Origin of the sequence: Streptomyces sp. SID13666, from assembly GCF_010548325.1 — a bacterium.
Taxonomy (GTDB): Bacteria; Actinomycetota; Actinomycetes; order Streptomycetales; family Streptomycetaceae; genus Actinacidiphila; species Actinacidiphila fildesensis.
The window spans coordinates 20,268-39,228 of sequence record NZ_JAAGLX010000036.1 but is presented as its reverse complement, the minus strand read 5'-3'; the positions used below and the strand labels follow the sequence as shown (position 1 = coordinate 39,228).

General features: G+C 72.2%; 21 protein-coding genes. 14 read left to right on the top strand and 7 right to left on the bottom strand.

Going from position 1 to position 18,961, the window contains the following annotated elements:
• Nucleotides 1-19: 19 nt before the first annotated feature.
• The 4 genes from G3I60_RS32855 to G3I60_RS32840 all read right to left on the bottom strand — a co-directional run bounded on the left by G3I60_RS32855 (nt 20) and on the right by G3I60_RS32840 (nt 2,990).
• A complete protein-coding gene (locus G3I60_RS32855) occupies nt 20-418 on the bottom strand; it encodes an SHOCT domain-containing protein (protein WP_138354101.1) in 399 nt (132 codons plus the stop codon).
• A gap of 55 nt (nt 419-473) precedes the next feature.
• Nucleotides 474-962 carry a hypothetical protein gene (locus G3I60_RS32850; RefSeq protein WP_138354102.1) on the bottom strand — a complete coding sequence of 163 codons (489 nt, stop codon included), beginning with the start codon at nt 960-962 and terminating at the stop codon, nt 474-476.
• Between the two features lie 163 nt (nt 963-1,125).
• Complete coding sequence (locus G3I60_RS32845; protein ID WP_164296151.1) at nt 1,126-1,803, bottom strand: response regulator transcription factor; 678 nt, start codon at nt 1,801-1,803, stop codon at nt 1,126-1,128.
• Nucleotides 1,800-2,990, bottom strand: a complete 1,191-nt coding sequence (locus tag G3I60_RS32840; RefSeq protein ID WP_164296193.1) for a sensor histidine kinase — start codon at nt 2,988-2,990, stop codon at nt 1,800-1,802. Before G3I60_RS32840 ends, G3I60_RS32845 begins: the two co-directional genes overlap by 4 nt.
• Nucleotides 2,991-3,264: 274 nt before the next feature.
• Here G3I60_RS32840 and G3I60_RS32835 point away from each other — a divergent pair, with 274 nt between their 5' ends.
• A complete protein-coding gene (locus G3I60_RS32835; RefSeq protein ID WP_138354104.1) occupies nt 3,265-3,801 on the top strand; it encodes a heme-binding protein in 537 nt (178 codons plus the stop codon).
• Between the two features lie 70 nt (nt 3,802-3,871).
• On the opposite strand, the gene G3I60_RS32830 is transcribed toward G3I60_RS32835, so the two are convergent.
• The gene (locus G3I60_RS32830; protein ID WP_138354105.1) at nt 3,872-4,447 is read right to left on the bottom strand and encodes a TerD family protein; all 576 of its coding nucleotides are present in this window, start codon (nt 4,445-4,447) and stop codon (nt 3,872-3,874) included.
• A gap of 174 nt (nt 4,448-4,621) precedes the next feature.
• Here G3I60_RS32830 and arfB point away from each other — a divergent pair, with 174 nt between their 5' ends.
• The gene (gene arfB / locus G3I60_RS32825) at nt 4,622-5,050 is read left to right on the top strand and encodes an alternative ribosome rescue aminoacyl-tRNA hydrolase ArfB (protein ID WP_138354106.1); all 429 of its coding nucleotides are present in this window, start codon (nt 4,622-4,624) and stop codon (nt 5,048-5,050) included.
• 23 nt (nt 5,051-5,073) lie between these two features.
• Here arfB and G3I60_RS32820 read toward each other — a convergent pair whose 3' ends face one another.
• The gene (locus tag G3I60_RS32820; protein ID WP_138354107.1) at nt 5,074-5,577 is read right to left on the bottom strand and encodes a flavin reductase family protein; all 504 of its coding nucleotides are present in this window, start codon (nt 5,575-5,577) and stop codon (nt 5,074-5,076) included.
• A gap of 307 nt (nt 5,578-5,884) precedes the next feature.
• On the opposite strand from G3I60_RS32820, the gene cdgB reads away from it, so the two are divergent.
• The 4 genes from cdgB (at nt 5,885) to G3I60_RS32800 (ending at nt 10,803) form a co-directional block, all read left to right on the top strand.
• On the top strand, nt 5,885-7,516 hold the full coding sequence (gene cdgB / locus G3I60_RS32815; RefSeq protein WP_138354108.1) for a diguanylate cyclase CdgB: 1,632 nt from the start codon (nt 5,885-5,887) through the stop codon (nt 7,514-7,516).
• A gap of 263 nt (nt 7,517-7,779) precedes the next feature.
• Nucleotides 7,780-8,982: a sensor histidine kinase gene (locus tag G3I60_RS32810; protein WP_138354109.1), complete on the top strand. Its 1,203-nt coding sequence runs from the start codon at nt 7,780-7,782 to the stop codon at nt 8,980-8,982.
• 90 nt (nt 8,983-9,072) lie between these two features.
• The gene (locus G3I60_RS32805) at nt 9,073-9,762 is read left to right on the top strand and encodes a response regulator transcription factor (protein ID WP_138354110.1); all 690 of its coding nucleotides are present in this window, start codon (nt 9,073-9,075) and stop codon (nt 9,760-9,762) included.
• 60 nt (nt 9,763-9,822) lie between these two features.
• Nucleotides 9,823-10,803, top strand: coding sequence for a zinc-binding dehydrogenase (locus G3I60_RS32800; protein WP_164296153.1), 981 nt, complete (start codon nt 9,823-9,825; stop codon nt 10,801-10,803).
• A gap of 36 nt (nt 10,804-10,839) precedes the next feature.
• Here G3I60_RS32800 and G3I60_RS32795 read toward each other — a convergent pair whose 3' ends face one another.
• Complete coding sequence (locus G3I60_RS32795; protein WP_164296154.1) at nt 10,840-11,976, bottom strand: low specificity L-threonine aldolase; 1,137 nt, start codon at nt 11,974-11,976, stop codon at nt 10,840-10,842.
• A 186-nt stretch (nt 11,977-12,162) separates the two neighbouring features.
• Here G3I60_RS32795 and G3I60_RS32790 point away from each other — a divergent pair, with 186 nt between their 5' ends.
• The 8 genes from G3I60_RS32790 to G3I60_RS32755 all read left to right on the top strand — a co-directional run bounded on the left by G3I60_RS32790 (nt 12,163) and on the right by G3I60_RS32755 (nt 18,960).
• Nucleotides 12,163-13,062, top strand: a complete 900-nt coding sequence (locus G3I60_RS32790; RefSeq protein WP_164296156.1) for a Rossmann-like and DUF2520 domain-containing protein — start codon at nt 12,163-12,165, stop codon at nt 13,060-13,062.
• Entirely contained in the window at nt 13,059-13,922 is an 864-nt protein-coding gene (panC, locus tag G3I60_RS32785) for a pantoate--beta-alanine ligase (RefSeq protein ID WP_164296157.1), read from the top strand. Before G3I60_RS32790 ends, panC begins: the two co-directional genes overlap by 4 nt.
• Nucleotides 13,919-15,682: an L-aspartate oxidase gene (locus tag G3I60_RS32780; RefSeq protein WP_164296159.1), complete on the top strand. Its 1,764-nt coding sequence runs from the start codon at nt 13,919-13,921 to the stop codon at nt 15,680-15,682. Before panC ends, G3I60_RS32780 begins: the two co-directional genes overlap by 4 nt.
• Nucleotides 15,679-16,716, top strand: a complete 1,038-nt coding sequence (nadC, locus tag G3I60_RS32775; protein WP_164296160.1) for a carboxylating nicotinate-nucleotide diphosphorylase — start codon at nt 15,679-15,681, stop codon at nt 16,714-16,716. The genes G3I60_RS32780 and nadC overlap by 4 nt, the downstream gene beginning before the upstream one ends.
• A 7-nt stretch (nt 16,717-16,723) precedes the next feature.
• Nucleotides 16,724-17,521, top strand: a complete 798-nt coding sequence (locus G3I60_RS32770) for a type III pantothenate kinase (protein ID WP_138354117.1) — start codon at nt 16,724-16,726, stop codon at nt 17,519-17,521.
• A gap of 78 nt (nt 17,522-17,599) precedes the next feature.
• Nucleotides 17,600-18,331, top strand: a complete 732-nt coding sequence (locus tag G3I60_RS32765; RefSeq protein ID WP_239070545.1) for a hypothetical protein — start codon at nt 17,600-17,602, stop codon at nt 18,329-18,331.
• A gap of 14 nt (nt 18,332-18,345) precedes the next feature.
• A complete protein-coding gene (locus G3I60_RS32760) occupies nt 18,346-18,525 on the top strand; it encodes a hypothetical protein (protein WP_138354118.1) in 180 nt (59 codons plus the stop codon).
• A gap of 39 nt (nt 18,526-18,564) precedes the next feature.
• On the top strand, nt 18,565-18,960 hold the full coding sequence (locus G3I60_RS32755; protein ID WP_138354119.1) for a BlaI/MecI/CopY family transcriptional regulator: 396 nt from the start codon (nt 18,565-18,567) through the stop codon (nt 18,958-18,960).
• The last annotated feature ends 1 nt before the right edge of the window (nt 18,961 follow it).

The following is an 18,961-nucleotide window of genomic DNA, read 5'->3' as shown; positions in this document are numbered from 1 at the left end:
CGGGGCCTGCGCTACCGCGTTACGACGACCGGGCCAGGAGCTTCTGCTTGGCCTGGGCGTACTCCTCCTCGGTGAGGTCGCCGCGGCTCTTCAGCTCGGACAGCTTGTGGAGCTGGTCCACGCTGTCGTCCTGCGTGCCCGCCGCTTCGCGCACGTACTGCTTGAAGGCCGTCTGCTGGGCCTCCACCTGCTTGACGTCGCGCTGGCTCATGCCCTTGCCGCGCACGATGACATAGGCCAGCACGCCGACGAAGGGCAGCAGGATGACCAGGATCATCCAGCCCGCCTTGGCCCAGCCGCCGAGCTCGCGGTCGCGGAACAGGTCCCCGATGATCCGGAACAGCAGGAAGAACCAGAGCACCCAGAAGAACAGCAGAAGCATCGTCCAGAAGAGGTCGAGCATCGGGTAGTTTTCCATGACTCAAGGAGAAGCCCTGGTCAGAACCGGCGCATCCGGGGTTGACCCGAATGGGTCACACGCGCGGGAAGCGGGCCCGCAGGTCCCAGATCGCCGGGTTGTCGCCGAGGCCGTCGTGCATGTCGGTCAGGTCCGCGATCAGGTCGTGCAGGAAGTCGCGTGCCTCGCGGCGGAACGTCGTGTGGTGCAGGGAGAGCGGCGGCTCGTCCTCGGCCCAGTCGGCGACGACGTCCACGTAGCCGAAGCGCCGCGCGAAGCGGAGCCGGTCCGTGGACTCGGTGAAGTCGAACTCGGCGTACTGCGAGCGCGAGGCGCGGCTGCCGCGCGGGTCCTGGTCCAGCCGCTCGACGATGTCGCACATCGCCCACGCGAAGTCGAGCACCGGGACCCATCCCCAGGCTGTGGACAGTTCGCGCTCGCCCTTCGCGAGGTACACATCGCCGCAGAACAGGTCGTGACGCAGGGAGTGGACGGTCGCGGTGCGGTAGTCCGTCTGCGGGGGGTCGGGAAAGCGGCGGGAGAGGGCGTAGCCGAGGTCGATCACACTGTCGATCGTCGCACGCGGTACGACTGCGGAATGACGCGGCGGAACGACGCGTGGGCGCGACCCGGTCCGCGTCGGTGCAACAGCCGCCGGCCGGTCCGCGTCGGTGCAACAGCCGCCGGCCGGTCCGGGTCGGCGCAGCAGCCGCCGGCCGGCCGCGTGGTCAGCGCAGCAGCCGCTGCTCCTTGGCCACGGACACCGCTCCGGCCCGGGTGTCGACGCCGAGCTTGTCGTAGATCCGGCCCAGGTGCGTCTTGACGGTCGCCTCGCTGATGAACAGGGCGCGGGCGATGTCGCGGTTGCCGAGGCCCTGCGCGAGCTGGGCGAGGATGTCCAGCTCGCGTTCGGTGAGGTTCGGGCGCGGGGCGCGCATCCGGGCCATGACGCGGCTGGCGACCGGCGGCGAGAGGGTGGTGCGGCCCTGGGCCGCCGCGTGGATCGCGGCGAACAGCTCCTCGGGCCGCTCCGCCTTGAGCAGATAGCCGGTCGCGCCGGCCTCGATGGCGCGGGTGATGTCGGCGTCGGTGTCGTACGTGGTCAGCACCAGGACGTGCGGGGCCGCGTCGGGCGCCTCGACGGCCGAGGTGATCCGCCGGGTGGCCTCGACGCCGTCGATCCCGTTCCCCAGCTGGAGATCCATCAGGACGACCTGCGGACGCAGCCGGGCGGCCATGACGACCGCCTCCTCGCCCGTCCCGGCCTCGCCGATCACGTCGATGTCGCCCGCGCTGGCGAGCAGCGCGAGGAGCCCGGCGCGTACGACGGCGTGGTCGTCGCAGACCAGCAGCCGCACGGGGGCGGGCGTGGGCGTGGGTTCCGGTACGGCGGCGGAGGCGGTCACTGGTGCTCCAGAGGGATCGTGGCGGTGACGACGGTGCCTTCGCCCGCGCCGCTCTCGACGGTCAGGGTGCCGCCGAACTGGCGGAGCCGGGCGCGCATCGCCGGCAGGCCGTGGCCGCGGCCCGCCCCTTCGGCGGCGCCGGAGCCGGGGGCCGCACGGTCGGCCGGGTCGAAGCCGCGGCCGTCGTCCGCGATGTCCAGGACGGCCTGGTCGCCGAGGTACGACAGGGTGATCACGGCGGCCGAGGCGCCGGCGTGCTCGCGCACATTGGCCAGCGCGCCCTGCGCGATCCGCATCAGCGCGGCCTGCGCGGCGGCCGGCAGCCCGCCCGATGCCGTGCCGCTCGGGGTGGTTCCGATCGGCGTTCCGCCAGGGCTTCCGTCCAGGTGGAAGCGGACCGGCAGGCCGCTCTCCGCCGACTCGCGTTCGGCCAGCGCCCGCAGCGCGTCGTGCAGGGTGCCGCCGTCGGCGAGGTCGGCGGGCGCGAGGTCGTGCACGAAGGCGCGCGCCTCGGCGAGGTTGCGCGCGACGATCGAGGTCGCGGTGGTGACGTGCGTCCTGGCGGTGCCGGGATCGCTGTCCCAGGTGCGGGCCGCGGCCTGCAGCAGCATCTGCTGGCTGGACAGGCCCTGCGCCAGGCTGTCGTGGATCTCCATGGCCAGCCGCTGCCGCTCGGCCAGCGCGCCCGCGCGCCGCTCGGTCGCCGCGAGCTCGCGCTGGGTCCTGACGAGGTCATCGATGAGTGCGTGCTGACGGGCGGCCTGCCGCTGCATGTGCAGGAAGACGGCGGTGGCGAGGCCCGCGACGGCGGGCGGCAGCAGGAGGAGGTTGGGGTCGAAGCCGTCGGCCAGCCGGAGCTGGGAGATGACGACCAGGACGGTGAGGGCCGCCACGAGGATGATCGCGGCACGTGCCGGCAGGGTCCGCAGCCCGCTGTAGAAGAGCGGGATCGCGCACCAGGCGAAGCTCGGCGCGAGCAGCACGATCACCACCCAGGCGACGACGACGGCCGCCAGCCACAGACGGTGGGCCGAGGGCCCAGCCCTTCCGGCGGCCGGACCGAGCGCGTACAGGACGGCGAGCGCGACGCTCAGGCCGATCACCCACGGCACCCTGGCGGCGCCCGGATGGTGCACCACGAAGCGGGTCAGCGAGGCACCCAGCAGCAGGACGAACGCGGTGTGCATGACGAGGGTGAGCCAGCCCGCATCGGGGTCGGCGGTCTCCGCCGCCGGTCGCGGGGTGGTGCTCACGTGGATCTCCTCGTCGTCGGCCGCTCCTGCCCCCGTATCCCTTTATCGCCCGGCCCCGCCGGCCCCGCATCATCCGATCGGTTGACGGCCCCGTCATCCATCGTGCCCGCGGGGAGGGGCCGGCTCGCCGACCCTGATCGGCCCGGTCCGGGCCGAGGATCGAAGGGCAGGCCCGGTGCGGGCCGCACCGATTCTCTGAGGAGTGACCGTGAAGATTTCCGCTCGTGTTCTGGCCGGGTCCCTCGCTGCCGCCGCTCTCGGCGCCGGCGTCTTCGGCAGTGTGTCGGCGTCCGCCGCCCCGGCGCCCGCCGCGAAGACCGCCGACGTCCGGCCGTCGCAGACCGTCCGGACGGCGCATCTGACGATCGACGCCGCCGCCAAGGGCGCCCAGGCCGCGCTCGACGCCGCCGAGAAGGCCGGCCAGCACGTCACCGTCGCGGTCGTCGACCGCAACGGGAACACCGTCGTCACCCTGCGCGGCGACGGCGCGGGCCCGCAGTCCTACGAGTCCGCCGAGCGCAAGGCGTACACCGCGGTCTCCTGGAACGCCCCCACCTCGGAGCTGGCCGAGCGGCTGGCCCAGGCCCCGAACCTCAAGGACATCCCCGGCACCCTCTTCCTGGCCGGCGCCGCCCCCGTCACCGACGGCGGTGCGCCCATAGCGGCCATCGGTGTCGCCGGCGCCCCCAGCGGCGACCTGGACGAGCAGTTCGCGCGCGTCGGTGTGGCGGCTCTCGGGAAGTGACCGCCGCACGAACGCCGACGGCCTCCGGATCAGGGTGCGATCCGGAGGCCGTCGGGAGGTGGAGCCGGTGTCAGAGGTTGACGCCGAAGTCCGTGGCGATACCCACGAGGCCGGAGGCGTAGCCCTGGCCCACCGCGCGGAACTTCCACTCCGCGCCGTTGCGGTACAGCTCGCCGAAGACCATCGCGGTCTCGGTGGCCGAGTCCTCGCTCAGGTCGTAGCGGGCGATCTCCGCCTCGCCGGCCTGGTTGACGATGCGGATGTAGGCGTTGCGGACCTGGCCGAAGTTCTGGCTCCGGGTCTCGGCGTCGTAGATCGAGACCGGGAAGACGATCTTGTCGATGTCGGCCGGGAGCGCCGCCAGGTTGACCTTGATCTGCTCGTCGTCGCCCTCGCCCTCACCGGTCTTGTTGTCGCCGGTGTGCACGATGGACTGGTCGGGCGTCGCCTTGTTGTTGAAGAAGACGAAGTGGCCGTCCGAGTAGACCTTGCCGGTGGTGTTCACAGCGATGGCGCTCGCGTCGAGGTCGAAGTCGGTACCGGTGGTGGTACGGACGTCCCAGCCGAGACCGACCGTGACCGCCGTCAGGCCAGGCGCCTCTTTGGTCAGCGAGACGTTGCCGCCCTTGGACAGGCTTACAGCCATTGGGAGTCCCCTCCATGGAGATGGGTTGTTGCCGACGAAGCTACCGTCACCCGTCACAACGCCGTCAGAGGACTGTCTGGTTCCCTTCGAAGGATTCACGATTGGCCACAGCGGCCGAAACCACCGTGGAAAACCCTGTGACGGGAGCCGTCGGAACACGGGATCATAGGACGCATGTCCGGTCCCCTTGTCATTCGCGGCTCCGTCTCCGTCCCGGAGGCCGAGCTCCTGTGGCGTTTCTCCAGGTCGTCGGGGCCGGGCGGGCAGCATGTGAACACCAGTGACAGCCAGGTCGAGCTGCGCTTCGACCTCGCCGGTACGGAATCCCTGCCGCCGGTCTGGAAGGACCGGGCGCTGGAGCGCCTCGCGGGCAAGCTCGTCTCCGGCGTTCTGACGGTCAAGGCCTCCGAGCACCGCTCGCAGTGGCGCAACCGGGAGACGGCGCTCGCCCGGCTGGCGTCGGTGCTGGCGACGGCCACCGCCCCGCCGCCGAAGCCGCGCCGTCCGACGAAGATCCCGCGCGGGATCAACGAGCGCCGGCTGCGGCACAAGAAGCAGCGCGGCGAGACCAAGCGCGGCCGCGATCAGCGTTCCTGGGACTGACGCCGGGACTTTCGCAACACGCCCTAGCCGAGCTGCCGGTAGCGGCCCTTGAAGTAGACGAGCGGTGAGCCGTCGGCGCTCGGCGTCTGCGCGGCGAGCACCCGTCCGATGACGAGGGTGTGGTCCCCGGCCGTGACCCGTTGTTCCGTCTCGCACTCCAGCACCGAGAGCGCCCCGCCGAGTATCGGCGCCCCGGATCGGGCGCCGCGGTAGTAGGCGACGTCCTCGAAGAGCAGCCGGTCGCTGATCCGCCCGCGCATCGCGAAGCGCCCCGCGATGTGCCGCTGGCTCTCGCTGAGCACGGACGCCGCCCACAGCGGCTGCCGCTCCAGCAGATCGTCCATTCGCGAGTCCGCCCGAACGCTCACCAGTACCATCGGCGGTTCGAGCGAGACGGACAGGAACGCGGTGGCCGTCATGCCGACGTCCTCGCCCCTGGGCCCGTCCTCCGGGTCATGAGCGGTGACGAGAACGACGCCGGCCGCGAGGCGGGCCATCGCGGCGCGGAAGTCGTCGGGGTGGGCCATGATCCCAGGATGGGGGACAGCGGTTGTCTGCAGCACACCAAGGACGGTACGTCCCCGTTCTGGCCCCGCGCATCGGGCTTCAGGACCAGGACCGGTCCGGGCCCGGCTTAGGCCGGTACTAGCCGGGTCCTAGGCCCAAAGCCATACGCTCCGTGGTCAAGCCCGGACAAACTCCTGTGACTTGAGTCACAAGGGGCAGGAATTGTTGACCCTGTGTACCGGCCGAACTGCTCGCTGTGATTCAGTTGCCGTGGCAATCGGACGACAAGAAATCCCAGGAGTTGCTGTCGAGGGCTCGGAGAGAGGCATGGACACCGAGTCGGAGCCGTATGTCCGTCTCGCGACCCTGCGTCAGCTGCACCAGGTCGTAGCAGACCTCAATACGGCACGAAGTCTCGCCGACACCCTGCAGGCCGTGGCCGACGGGGTGGTCAACGGGCTGGGCTATGAACTCTGCGCCGTGAACCTGGTGCGCCCGGACGGCGACCTGGTCGTCGCCGCCTTCGCCGGAAGTGCCGCCGCCGAGTCACTGCTCGCCGGCCGCGTCGGATCCCGCGCCTCGTGGGAGCGCCGGCTGAACATGGGTGAGCGCTGGGGGATGTTGCGGTTCATACCGCACACCGAGGGCTGGGTCCTGGTCGACGACGACGTCCCGCAGTGGCACACCGACGGCCCGCCGCCCCGCTTCCCGGACGAGTGGCACCCCAACGACCGGCTCTACGCCCCGATGTACGCCTCCGCGAACATCGGCGGGGAGCTGATCGGCGTCATCTCCGTCGACAAGCCCACCAACGGCCGGCACCCGGGACCGTGGGGGTGCGAGGCGCTCCAGATGTACGCCTTCCAGGCCGCCATCGCCATCAGCAACGCCCGGCTGCGGGCCAACATGCAGCGGGCGCTGGTCCGGCTGGAGCGCGACCAGCAGGCGCTGCGCGCCAGCGAGGAGAGCTTCCGGCAGGCGTTCGAGTACGCGCCCAGCGGTATGGCCATCGCCGAGATGGGCGGCGACCAGCACGGCAAGCTGCTGCGTGCCAACGACGCGCTGTGCCGGCTGCTGGGCCGGCCCGCCTCCGTGATGCGCCGTTACTCGTTCTCCGACCTCGTCCACCCCGAGGACGTCGGCCTGCTGCTGCGGACCTCCGCCGAGGGCGGCCGGGCCGAGCTGCGTCTGGCCCGCCGCGACGGCACCTATGTGTGGGTCTCGCTGCGCAACTCCGTCGTCGCGGACACGGCGGACGGCCCGCGCTTCCTGCTGACCCACGTCGAGGACATCGAGGAGCGCAAGGGCCGCGAGATGCAGCTCGCCCACCGCGCCAGCCACGACTCACTGACCGGGCTGCCGAACAGCGCTGAGCTGCGCGCCCGGCTCTCCAGCCGGCTCTGTCAACGGCCGGACGACGCGGTGTCCGACGCCGCACCCGACGAGTTCGCGTTCAGCTACGGCTTCGGCCCTGACGAGATGGCCAGCCCCATGGGGGCGGTCAGCGGCTACGACCTGCACACCCACACCATCGCGCCGGACGAGAGCGTGGACTCGGGCAGCAAGGGGCTGGCCGTGCTCTTCTGCGACCTGGACGGCTTCAAGTCGATCAACGACCGGTTCGGTCACCACACGGGCGACGCCGTTCTGATCGAGGTCGCCCGCCGGCTGGCGAGCGTGGTCCGTGACGGCGACACCGTGGCCCGGCTCGGCGGCGACGAGTTCGTGGTCCTCGCCGACGGCCTGGGCCCGGCCGACGCGCAGGACCTCTCGGTGCGGCTGCGCAACGCGATCATCCCGCCCATCCGGGTCGACGGCCGGGCGGTACGCGTCGGTGCCAGCTTCGGCATCGGCTGGGCCGGCTGCGGTATGACCGCCGATGAGATCCTGCACTCCGCGGACCAGCGCATGTACATCGAGAAGCGCTCCCGCTCGCGCAACCACCGCCGCGCGGGCTGACCGCCGGGGCCGCGCGGGCTGACCGCCGGGTCGGGGCGAGGCCGGTCCGCAGGTCCGCAGGGGTGGGATCCGACGGCCCCCCTGTGATCGGGTCGTGACCCCCTGAGTCCACTGAGGGGCGATATCGGGGCGGAACGGGACCAATGCGGGACCACAACGGGACCAATGCCGGGTTCAAGGGGGTTCCCTCCACCTTGCGGAGTACCCGAGATCGATCTGGCGGTTGACCCCGGACCGCCATTCCCCTGCATACGCTGGGTAATGTGCAGCGCCTCTACTCCTTCCTCCGCAGACACCCGACATGGGTCGACAGCTTCTGGGCTCTCGTCCTGCTCGGGTTCAGCGCGCTGTGGGTGATGGAGAACAGCCAGGCATCGCAGTTCTCCCGGCTGGCCGCGATCCCGATCGCGTTCGGGCTGAGCGCCGTCGTCGCGCTGCGCCGCCGGTCGCCGGAGAACACGCTGCTGCTGGTCATCGCCCTCGGGATCGCCCAGCTCCTGCTGGACGTCCGGGTCAATCCCGGCGACTTCGCGATGCTGGTCGCCGTCTACACCGCCGCTGCCAACGGCGCCCGCTGGTCCTCGCGGCTCGCCCTCGTCGGCGGTCTGAGCGCCTCGCCGATCTCGACCCTGCGCTGGCCGGAGGACAACCCGTACTCCAGCACCTGGGTCGGCATCGCCCAGGTGATCTTCGTGTCCGTCCCCTTCGCGCTCGCCTGGGTCATCGGCGACAGCCTGCGCACCCGCCGCGCCTACTACCTCCAGCTGGAGGAGCGCGCCGCCCGGCTCCAGCGGGAGCGCGAGGCGCAGTCCAAGGCCGCGGTCGCCGCCGAGCGGGCCCGTATCGCCCGTGAGTTGCACGACGTGGTGGCGCACAACGTGTCGGTGATGGTGGTGCAGGCGGACGGCGCCGCCTATGTGCTGGACGCGTCGCCCGAGCAGGCCAAGCAGGCGCTGTCGACGATCTCCAGCACCGGCCGCCAGGCGCTCGCCGAGATGCGCCGGCTGCTCGGTCTGCTGCGGGCGGGCGACGACAGCGGCGGCGAGTACGTGCCGCAGCCCGGTGTCGACCAGCTCGCCGAGCTCGTCGAGCAGGTGCGCGGCGCCGGCCTGCCGGTCCGCTTCGAGGTGACCGGCGAGGCCCGTCCGCTCTCCAGCGGCGTGGAGCTGACCGCGTACCGCATCGTCCAGGAGGCACTGACCAACACCCGCAAGCACGGCGGCATCGACGCGACCGCCACCGTCCAGCTCGTCTTCGCGGACGCCGAACTGGACCTGCTCATCGAGGACGACGGGCGGGGCTCCCAGCACGAGCTGTACGAGGACGGCGGTCAGGACGGCCTCGGGCAGGGCCTGATCGGGATGCGCGAGCGCATCGCCATGATCGGCGGCACGCTGGAGGCCGGGCCACGGCCCGGCGGCGGCTTCCGGATCAGCGCCGTGCTGCCCCTCAAGACGGGACGCTGACGCCCCCGGCGCCCCCCGCCGTCCCGCCCCGCCCGGTCATCCCCGCCGACCCCCAGAAGCCGATTTCCAGCAGAAGAGGACCAGAACACGATGGCGATCCGCGTAATGCTCGTCGACGACCAGGTGCTGTTGCGCACCGGTTTCCGCATGGTGCTGCAGGCCCAGCCCGACATGGAGGTCGTCGCGGAGGCGGGCGACGGCGCGGAGGCGATCGAGGTGCTGCGCTCCACCAAGGTGGACGTGGTGCTGATGGACGTCCGCATGCCGCGCCTCGACGGCGTCGAGGCGACCCGCCAGATCTGCGGCGGCCCGGACCGCAAGCCGGACGACGGCGGCCCGCGGGTGCTCATCCTCACCACCTTCGACCTGGACGAGTACGCCTTCTCGGCGCTCAAGGCGGGCGCCAGCGGCTTCATGCTCAAGGACGTCCCGCCGGACGAGCTGCTGGGCGCGATCCGTTCCGTGCACAGCGGGGACGCGGTCGTCGCCCCGAGCACCACCCGCCGCCTGCTGGACCGCTTCACGCCGATGCTGCCCAGCTCCGGCGCCCCGGACAACACGGCGGTGAACCGGCTGACCGAGCGCGAGCGCGAGGTGCTGCTGCTCGTCGCCCAGGGGCTGTCGAACGGTGAGATCGCGCGGAAGCTGGTGCTGTCCGAGGCGACGGTGAAGACCCACGTCGGCCGGATCCTCACCAAGCTCGACCTGCGCGACCGCGTCCAGGCGGTGGTACTGGCCTACGAGACGGGCCTGGTACGCGCCGGCACCGGCGGCCACTAGGCTCCGGCTCCAGGCTTCAGAGTTCGCTTTTCATCGAACAGTTGGCGAGGGGTGGCTGTCATGCGTGCAATCGAATTCGGAGAGTTCGGCGGACCCGAGGTCCTGCGGGTGACCGAGGTTCCGGTGCCGGAGCCAGGACCCGGTGAGGTGACCGTCGACGTGGCCTACGTCGGGGTGAACTTCGCCGACACCAAGGCCCGTGCCGACGGGTACCGGGTGCCGGCGCTGCCGTTCCGTCCCGGTCTCGAGGTGTCCGGCCGGATCCGTGCCGTCGGCGCCGGCGTCGAAGGTCTGGCCGTCGGGCAGCAGGTCGCCGCCCTGACGCCGCACAGCGGCTACGCGGAGGTCGTCACGGCCCCCGCCGTCACCGTCTTCGCGCTGCCCGGTGGCGTGTCCCTGCGGGTCGGTGCCTCCCTGCCGACCGTTCTGCCGACCGTTCAGGGCCTGGTGCACGAGGTCGGCCGGCTGCGCGCCGGAGAGACCGTACTGGTCCAGGGCGCGGCCGGCGGGGTCGGCACGGTCGCCGGGCAGGTGGCCCGGCTCGGTGGGGCGGGTGCCGTCTACGGGGTCGTGTCGCGGCCGGAGAAGGTCGCGGAAGCGCTCAAGTACGGCTACGACGAGGTGTTCGTCGGCGACGACTTCGCCGTGGAGGTCCGGCGGGCCACCGGCGGCCGCGGCGTCGATCTCGCGCTCGACCCGGTCGGCGGCGACACACTCCGCCGCAGCCTGGACTCCCTCGCGCTGTTCGGCCGGCTCGTCTCCTTCGGCAACGCCGGCGGCGGCGCCCCCTGGCAGCTCGGCCAGCCCGAGCTGTACCCGCGCGGCCTGTCGGTGGCCGGTTTCTCGATCCTCACCATCGCCGAGAACGAGCCGGAGCGGCTGCGCGCGATCGCCGACAGGTCGTTCCAGCTCGTCGCCGGCGGCAAGGTCGAGCTGCCGGTCACCGCCGAATTCCCGCTGGAGGAGGCCGCCGAGGCACACCGCCTCATGGACACCCGCACCACCACCGGCAAGCTGCTGCTGCGGGTCGCGGGCGAGTGACGCGGGAGGTGCGGCGCGTTCGCTCCCGGGCCCGGTTCAGTCCTGCTGCAGGCGCTCCACGAACGCCCGTACCGCCTCCGCGACGTCGTCCACCGTCCACTCCAGCGCCGACGCGGCCACCGTCACCTCGGTCACCGCCATCCCCGGCACCTCGCTGTCGAACCACTTGCCGAACACGACGGACTTCGTCTCCAGGGCCTGGCGCAGCCCGGCCGCGTCCAGGACCGAGGCCGGGTACGGCAGCCACACCTGGAACTGGTGGGTGAAGGGCACCGGGGGGTTGATCCGGAAGAAGGGCACCGCGCCCTCGAGGCCGTCCCGGAGCCCCTCCACGACGTTCTTCGCGTGCGCCACGTACGAGGGCAGGCGCGGCAGTTCGGTGTCCAGTCCTGCCAGCGCGGCGAGCACCGTCGGGAACTGCTGGAAGGGCAGCCCGCCGTACCGGTGGCGCCAGGCCTTCGCCTCCGCGATCAGGTCCGCCGGGCCGGCGAGCACCGCGCCCGCGATGCCGTCGAGCGACTTGTAGAACGACACGTAGACGCTGTCCGCGAGGTCCGCGATCTCCGCCAGGGAGTGTCCGAAGTGCGGCGGGCACTCCCACAGGCGGGCGCCGTCGAAGTGCACCACGGCGTCCCGGTCGCGCGCGGCGGCCACCGTCGCGGTCAGCTCCTCCCAGGTGGGCAGCTGGAAGCCGGCGTCGCGCAGCGGCAGCTCCAGCATCAGCGTGCCGAACGGTTCGTCGAGGTTCCGGATCTCCTCCGCGGTCGGCATCCTGGGCGCGGTCGTCGGATGGACGGTGCGCAGCCCGCTCACCACCGAGAGGGCGTCGCGCTCATGCACCTCGGGATGGGCCAGCGGGTGCAGGGCGACCGCCGGGTTGCCCGTCCGGCCCGCCCAGCACCGCAGGGCCACCTGCTGCGCCATCGTGCCGGTCGGGAAGAACGCCGCGGCCTCCATGCCCAGCAGCTCCGCCACCCGCTGCTCCAGCGTGGCGACGACGCCGTCGCCGTACATGTCCAGCGGCAGGTCCAGGTCGTACGCGGCCGCGCTCTCGGCCACCAGACGCTCCAGCCGTTCGCGCATCAGCGGCCGCTTGCCGCCGGACAGCACCCGGTCGCACGCCCGTACAGCCGCCAGTCGCGCTGCCTTCTCGTCGTCGATCGCATTGCCCATGGCACCGATCCTGCCCCACGGGCCCCCCTTCTGCCGAGGGGGATTTCCCGGCTGCCCGGTGTCCGTCCGGTGGACCCCCGGGGAGGCCGGGAAGCATTCGCGTAGCATTGACGAGAACGTCCGGTACCGCTCAGGACTGGAACGGAAGGCCAGCGCAGCGTGAACGCATCGCATACCCCGGGCCCCATGCCCTCCGAAGCGGAGGCGCGCCCCGCCCGCCTCACCGTCGGCGTCGTCGGCGCGGGCCGGGTCGGACCGGCGCTCGCCGCCGCCCTCAAGCTCGCGGGTCACCGGCCGGTGGCCGCGTCAGGGGTCTCCGACCTCTCACGGCGCCGCGCGGCGACCCTGCTGCCCGACGTGCCGCTGGTCGAGCCCAAAGAGGTGCTCGCCCGCGCGGACCTCGTCCTGCTGACGGTCCCCGACGACGCGCTGCCCGGCCTGGTCGCCGGCCTCGCCGAGACCGGCGCCGTACGCCCCGGCCAGCTGATCGTGCACACCTCGGGCCGGTACGGCACGGGCGTCCTCGAACCGGCGCTGCGGGCCGGCGCCCTGCCGCTCGCGCTGCACCCCGCGATGACCTTCACCGGCACCGCGGTGGACGTGCAGCGGCTGGCCGGCTGCTCCTTCGGCGTCACCGCCCCCGAGCAGCTGCGGATGGCCGCCGAGGCACTCGTCATCGAGATGGGCGGCGAGCCCGAGTGGATCGACGAGGCGGCCCGCCCGCTCTACCACGCGGGTCTGGCGATCGGTGCGAACCACCTGGTCACCCTGGTCGCCCAGTCCATGGAGCTGCTGCGCGCGGCGGGCGTGGAGGAGCCGGGCCGGATGCTCGGCCCGCTGCTCGGCGCCGCACTCGACAACGCCCTGCGGGCCGGTGACGGCGCCCTCACCGGCCCGGTCGCGCGCGGCGACGCGGGCACGGTCACCGCCCACCTGGCGGAGCTGCGCAAGCACTCCCCGCAGGCCGTCGCCTCCTATCTGGCGATGGCGCGGGCCACCGCGGACCGCGCGATCGCCAACGGAATGCTCAAGCCGGAATTCGCCGAGGCACTGCTCGAAGTCCTCGCGGACGGGGGACCCCGATGACCACGCACCTGCTGGAGACGGCCGCGGAACTGCGGGCGGCCGCCCGGGACGGCCGCACGCGCGCCGTGGTGATGACGATGGGCGCGCTGCACGAGGGGCACGCGACGCTCGTCCGCACCGCGCGGGAGCACGTGGGGGCGGACGGCGAGGTCGTCGTCACCGTCTTCGTCAATCCGCTGCAGTTCGGCCCCGGCGAGGACCTGGACCGCTATCCGCGCACCCTGGACGCCGATGTGAAGATCGCGGCCGAGGCCGGTGCGGACATCGTCCTCGCGCCCGCGGCCGACGAGGTCTACCCGGGCGGGGCACCGCAGGTGCGGATCACGGCCGGCCCGATGGGCGAGCGCTACGAGGGCGCCTCCCGCCCCGGCCACTTCGACGGCATGCTCACCGTCGTCGCGAAGCTGCTCCACCTCACCGCCCCGGCCGTCGCGTTCTTCGGGCAGAAGGACGCCCAGCAGCTCGCGCTCATCCACCGGATGGCGACGGACCTCAACTTCCCGGCCGAGATCGTCGGCGTCCCCACGGTCCGCGAGAGCGACGGGCTGGCGCTGTCCAGCCGCAACCGCTACCTCTCGGACGCCGATCGCCCGGCGGCCCTCGCCCTGTCGCGCGCGCTGTTCGCCGGCCGGGACGCGGTCCAGGCGGGCCCCGATGCCGTACGAGCGGCGGCGCGCACCGTACTGGAGCAGACGGGGGACGGCGGCCCGGCCGTCGACTACCTGGCCCTCGTCGACCCCGTGGACTTCACCGAGGCGCCGCCCGGCCACACCGGACCGGCGATCCTCGCCGTCGCCGCGAAGGTCGGCACGACCCGTCTGATCGACAACATCCCCCTGGAATTCGGAGCCGCCCGATGAACGGAACCGGCATACGGTTGCACGCCCCCGCCCCCGGCTGGGCGATCGCCGCCGACGTGATCGTCGTCGGGTCCGGCGTCGCCGGCCTGACGACCGCGCTGCGCTGCGCCGCCGCCGGGGCGAAGGTCGTCGTCGTGACGAAGGCGCAGATGGACAACGGCTCCACGCGCTGGGCCCAGGGCGGCATCGCGGCCGCGCTCGGTGAGGGCGACACCCCGGAGCAGCACCTGGACGACACCCTGGTCGCGGGCGCCGGGCTGTGCGACGAGCCGGCCGTGCGGGCGCTGGTCACCGAGGGTCCGGACGCGGTGCGCCGGCTCATCTCCACCGGCGCGCAGTTCGACACGTCCGACGAGACCGGCGAGATCCTGCTGACCCGTGAGGGCGGCCACCACCGCCGCCGGATCGCGCACGCCGGCGGCGACGCGACGGGCGCGGAGATCTCCCGCGCCCTCGTGGAGGCGGTCCGCGACGCCGGGATCGAGACCGTGGAGAACGCGCTCGTCCTGGACCTGCTCACCGACGAGGCGGGCCGCACCGCGGGCGTCACTCTGCACGTCATGGGCGAGGGCCAGCGCGACGGCGTCGGCGCGGTGCACGCCAAGGCCGTGGTGCTCGCGACCGGCGGCATGGGCCAGGTGTTCTCCGCGACGACCAACCCGGCGGTCTCGACCGGCGACGGAGTGGCGCTCGCGCTGCGGGCCGGCGCCGAGGTCAGCGACCTGGAGTTCGTGCAGTTCCACCCGACCGTGCTGTGGCTGGGCCCGGACGCCGAGGGCCAGCAGCCGCTGGTGTCCGAGGCGGTCCGCGGCGAGGGCGCGTACCTGGTCGACGCCGAGGGCATCCGGTTCATGACGGGTCAGCACGAGCTGGCCGAGCTGGCGCCGCGCGACATCGTCGCCAAGGGCATCACGCGGCGGATGCAGGAGACCGGCGCCGAGCACATGTTCCTGGACGCCCGGCACTTCGGCGCGAAGATGTGGGCCGAGCGCTTCCCGACGATCCTCGCCGCCTGCCGTTCGCACGGCATCGACCCGGTCACCGAGCCGATCCCGGTGGCTCCTGCGGCCCACTACGCGAGCGGCGGCGTCCGGACGGACCTGCTGGGCCGGACGACCGTGCCGGGCCTGTACGCGTGCGGTGAGGTCGCCTGCACGGGGGTGCACGGCGCCAACCGGCTCGCCTCCAACTCGCTGCTGGAGGGACTGGTCTTCTCCGAGCGCATCGCGGCCGACATCATCGCCGATCCGACCGCGCCGGGCGCCCCCGTCGTCCCCGCGCCGGCCCGCACCCCGCTGCTCGCCTCCGAGGCCCGCTACGAGATCCAGCGGATCATGACGGCGGGCGCGGGCGTGCTGCGAAGCGCCGCCAGCCTGGCGGGCGCGGCCACCGCGCTGGAGCGCCTCCACACCGCCTCGGTCGAGGACCTGGAGCGCGACGGCAAGACCGCGGAGCCGTGCGTCGAGACGTGGGAGGCGTCCAACCTGAGCCTGGTGGCCCGGGTCCTGGTCGCGGCCGCCCGCCGCCGGGAGGAGACTCGTGGCTGCCACTGGCGCGAGGACCGGCCGGACCGGGACGATGACCGGTGGCGCCGGCACCTCGTCGTCCGCCTGACGCCGAACGGGACGCTCGCCGTCCACACCACCGACACGGCGGACTTCCCGCCGGTGCGCAATGAAGAGGCACCGCTCGACAGCCTGCCGGTGACCGCAGAAACCCCGCGGGGGACGACCCTCGCAGCCCTCAAGGAGCCCTCGTGAGTACCCCGGACCGTCCTCAGCCCGTCCTTCTTCCGCTGCCGCAGTTCGGCCTGCCCGTCGGCCTGCCCGACGAGGGCTCGGGCGGCTGCGGTGACGCGTGCGGCTGCGGCGGCGAGGAGGAGCTGTACGAGCACGACCCGCTGCAGTGCGGTCTGGACGCCGATCTGGCGCAGCTGCTGGTCGACGCGGGCCTGGACCCCGTCCAGGTCGAGGACATCGCGCACATCGCGATCGAGGAGGACCTCGACCAGGGCGTCGACGTCACCACCGTCGCGACCGTCCCCGAGGACGCCTTCGCCACCGGTGACTTCACCGCCCGCGAGGCCGGCACCGTCGCGGGACTGCGGATCGCCGAGGCGGTCCTGTCGGTCGTCTGCACCGACGAGTTCGAGGTCGAGCGGCACGTCGAGGACGGCGACCGCGTCGAGCCCGGCCAGGTGCTGCTGACGGTCCGCACCCGCACCCGTGACCTGCTGACGGGCGAGCGCAGCGCGCTCAACCTGCTGTGCCGGCTGTCCGGTATCGCGACCGCGACCCGCGCTTGGACGGACGTGCTGGAAGGCACCAAGGCGGAGGTCCGCGACACCCGCAAGACGACGCCGGGGCTGCGCGCCCTGGAGAAGTACGCGGTGCGCTGCGGCGGCGGCGTCAACCACCGGATGTCGCTGTCGGACGCGGCGCTGGTCAAGGACAACCACGTGATCGCGGCCGGCGGCGTCGCGCAGGCGTTCAAGCTGGTCCGCGACGAGTTCCCCGACCTGGCCATCGAGGTCGAGGTCGACACCATGGACCAGGTGCGCGAGGTCCTCGCGGCGGGCGCCGACCTGATCCTGCTCGACAACTTCACCCCCGAGCAGACCGCCGAGGCCGTCACGTACGTCGCCGGCCGCGCCGTCCTGGAGTCCTCGGGCCGGCTCTCCCTCGACACCGCCCGCGCCTACGCGGAGACCGGCGTCGACTACCTGGCGGTGGGCGCGCTGACGCACTCCTCGCCGATCCTGGACATCGGCCTCGACCTTCGCCCGGGAGTCTGAGACCCGCATGCTCCTCACCATCGACGTCGGCAACACGCACACCGTCCTGGGCCTCTTCGACGCGGAGGAGATCGTCGAGCACTGGCGGATCTCCACCGACTCGCGCCGTACCGCCGACGAGTGGGCGGTCCTGCTGCAGGGCCTGATGGGCATGCACCCGCTGCTCGGCATGGAGCTGGGTGACGGCATCGACGGCATCGCGATCTGCTCGACGGTGCCGGCGGTCCTGCACGAGCTGCGGGAGGTCACCCGGCGTTACTACGGGGACGTCCCGTCGGTCCTCGTCGAGCCGGGCATCAAGACGGGTGTGCCGATCCTGGTGGACCACCCGAAGGAGGTCGGCTCCGACCGGATCGTCAACTCCCTCGCGGCCATGCACCTGTACAACGGCCCGTGCATCGTCGTGGACTTCGGTACGGCGACGACCTTCGACGCGGTCTCCGTGCGTGGTGAGTACATGGGCGGCGCCATCGCCCCGGGCATCGAGATCTCGGTGGACGCCCTCGGGGTGCGCGGCGCGCAGCTGCGCAAGATCGAGCTGGCGCGCCCGCGCAGCGTCATCGGCAAGAACACCATCGAGGCGATGCAGTCCGGCATCCTGTACGGCTTCGCCGGCCAGGTCGACGGTGTCGCGGAGCGGATGGCCCGGGAACTCGCCGACGACCCGGACGACGTCACGGTGATCGCCACCGGCGGTCTCGCGCCGCTCGTCCTCGGCGAGGCGTCGATCATCGATGTGCACGAGCCGTGGCTGACGCTGATCGGGCTGCGCCTGGTCTACGAGCGGAACGTCTCGACGAGTTAGTCCCCCGGTTGGTCGGTGTCCCCAGATCCAGCCATGTCGTTACGGGAATTTTGTCCGTTTAGCACTTAAAGTCGTCTCATGCCCACGCCACACGGGTCCCGGGGCGGCATGGCGTTCAGCGCGGACGAACTGCGTGTGTTCCGGCGCGCCCTCGCAGCGGCCCTCCGACCCGCCACCACGACATCCGTCCCCGACGACCTCCAGGAGTACCTCCGGCTCGCCGAGGCCCTGGACGAAGCGGTCAGCGAGGGCGGGCGGCTCCGGACGTTCCTCCTCGCCGAGCTGGCCCGCTACTGCGAGGCCCTCCCGGGCAGCGCCGCCGGCTATCTCGCACGGCTGCGGGACGCCCTCGACACCGGCTACCTGCCGGGCCCCGACGACCTCGCGGCGCTGCGGCGGCTGCGCAGTCACCCCTGTGGCACGGTCGAGCACCGCCGCCGCACCGTGTTGCTGCGGCGCTGCGAGGACCTGGCCGAAAACGATCTACGAGCCCGCCTGGAGGCCCATATGCCCACGTCGCGCCGACGCTCCACGATCGCCGACCGCGGACGGCTGCTCTCGCTGCCCGGCGGCCGCACGGAATCGCCCGTGCCGGCTCGCCTGTTCGGCTCCGCGGCCGACCGGCCGGACACGTCGGGCAAGCCCGGGGAGAAGCCCGCGCGGCCCTCCCAGGTGCCCGCTCCGGCCCCGGCGCCGTCCAGGGGCCCCGCGGCCCCCGACCCGGGCCGCCGGGTCCCCACGCCGGCCGAGGTGTTCCCGCCGGGACACCACCGCGCCACGCCCCCGGACGAGGAAGCCCGCTCGGCCTGACTACGCTGGACGGCATGGACTACGTATCCGCGCTCGTGCCGCCGTTCGTGATGGCGGTCTTCTTCATCGGCCTCGTCGTGACGATCATCAAGAACCAGGGCGGGGCCAACAAGGCCAAGGAGGACGCGGCGGTCGACGCCGCGTTCGCCAAGGCCGAGGCGGTCCAGCAGGCCGGAACCGACGAGGTTCGCTAAATAAGCGGCATTTCCGGCAAATGTCACTAGTATTCGAGAGTGCCCCGTCCATTGGGAGACCTCGAAGACGCAGTGATGACCAGGGTGTGGCAGTGGAATCGCCCGGTCACCGTTCGCGAAGTGCTCGAAGACCTGCAGCAGGACCGTTCCATCGCGTACACGACGGTCATGACCGTAATGGACAACCTGCACCAGAAGGGCTGGCTGCGCCGCGAGGCGGAAGGCCGCGCCTATCTCTATGAGGCGGTATCCACAAGAGCTGCTTACTCGGCCGCACTGATGAACGAAGCATGGGCGGCGAGCGACAACCCGGCCGCCGCCCTCGTGCACTTCTTCGGCATGATGTCGCCGGAACAGCGGGAAGCTCTCAGGGACGCAATGCGCGTAGTCCAGTCCGTGGACCCCTCTGCCCCTCCCGAGCCCGACGAACGATAGC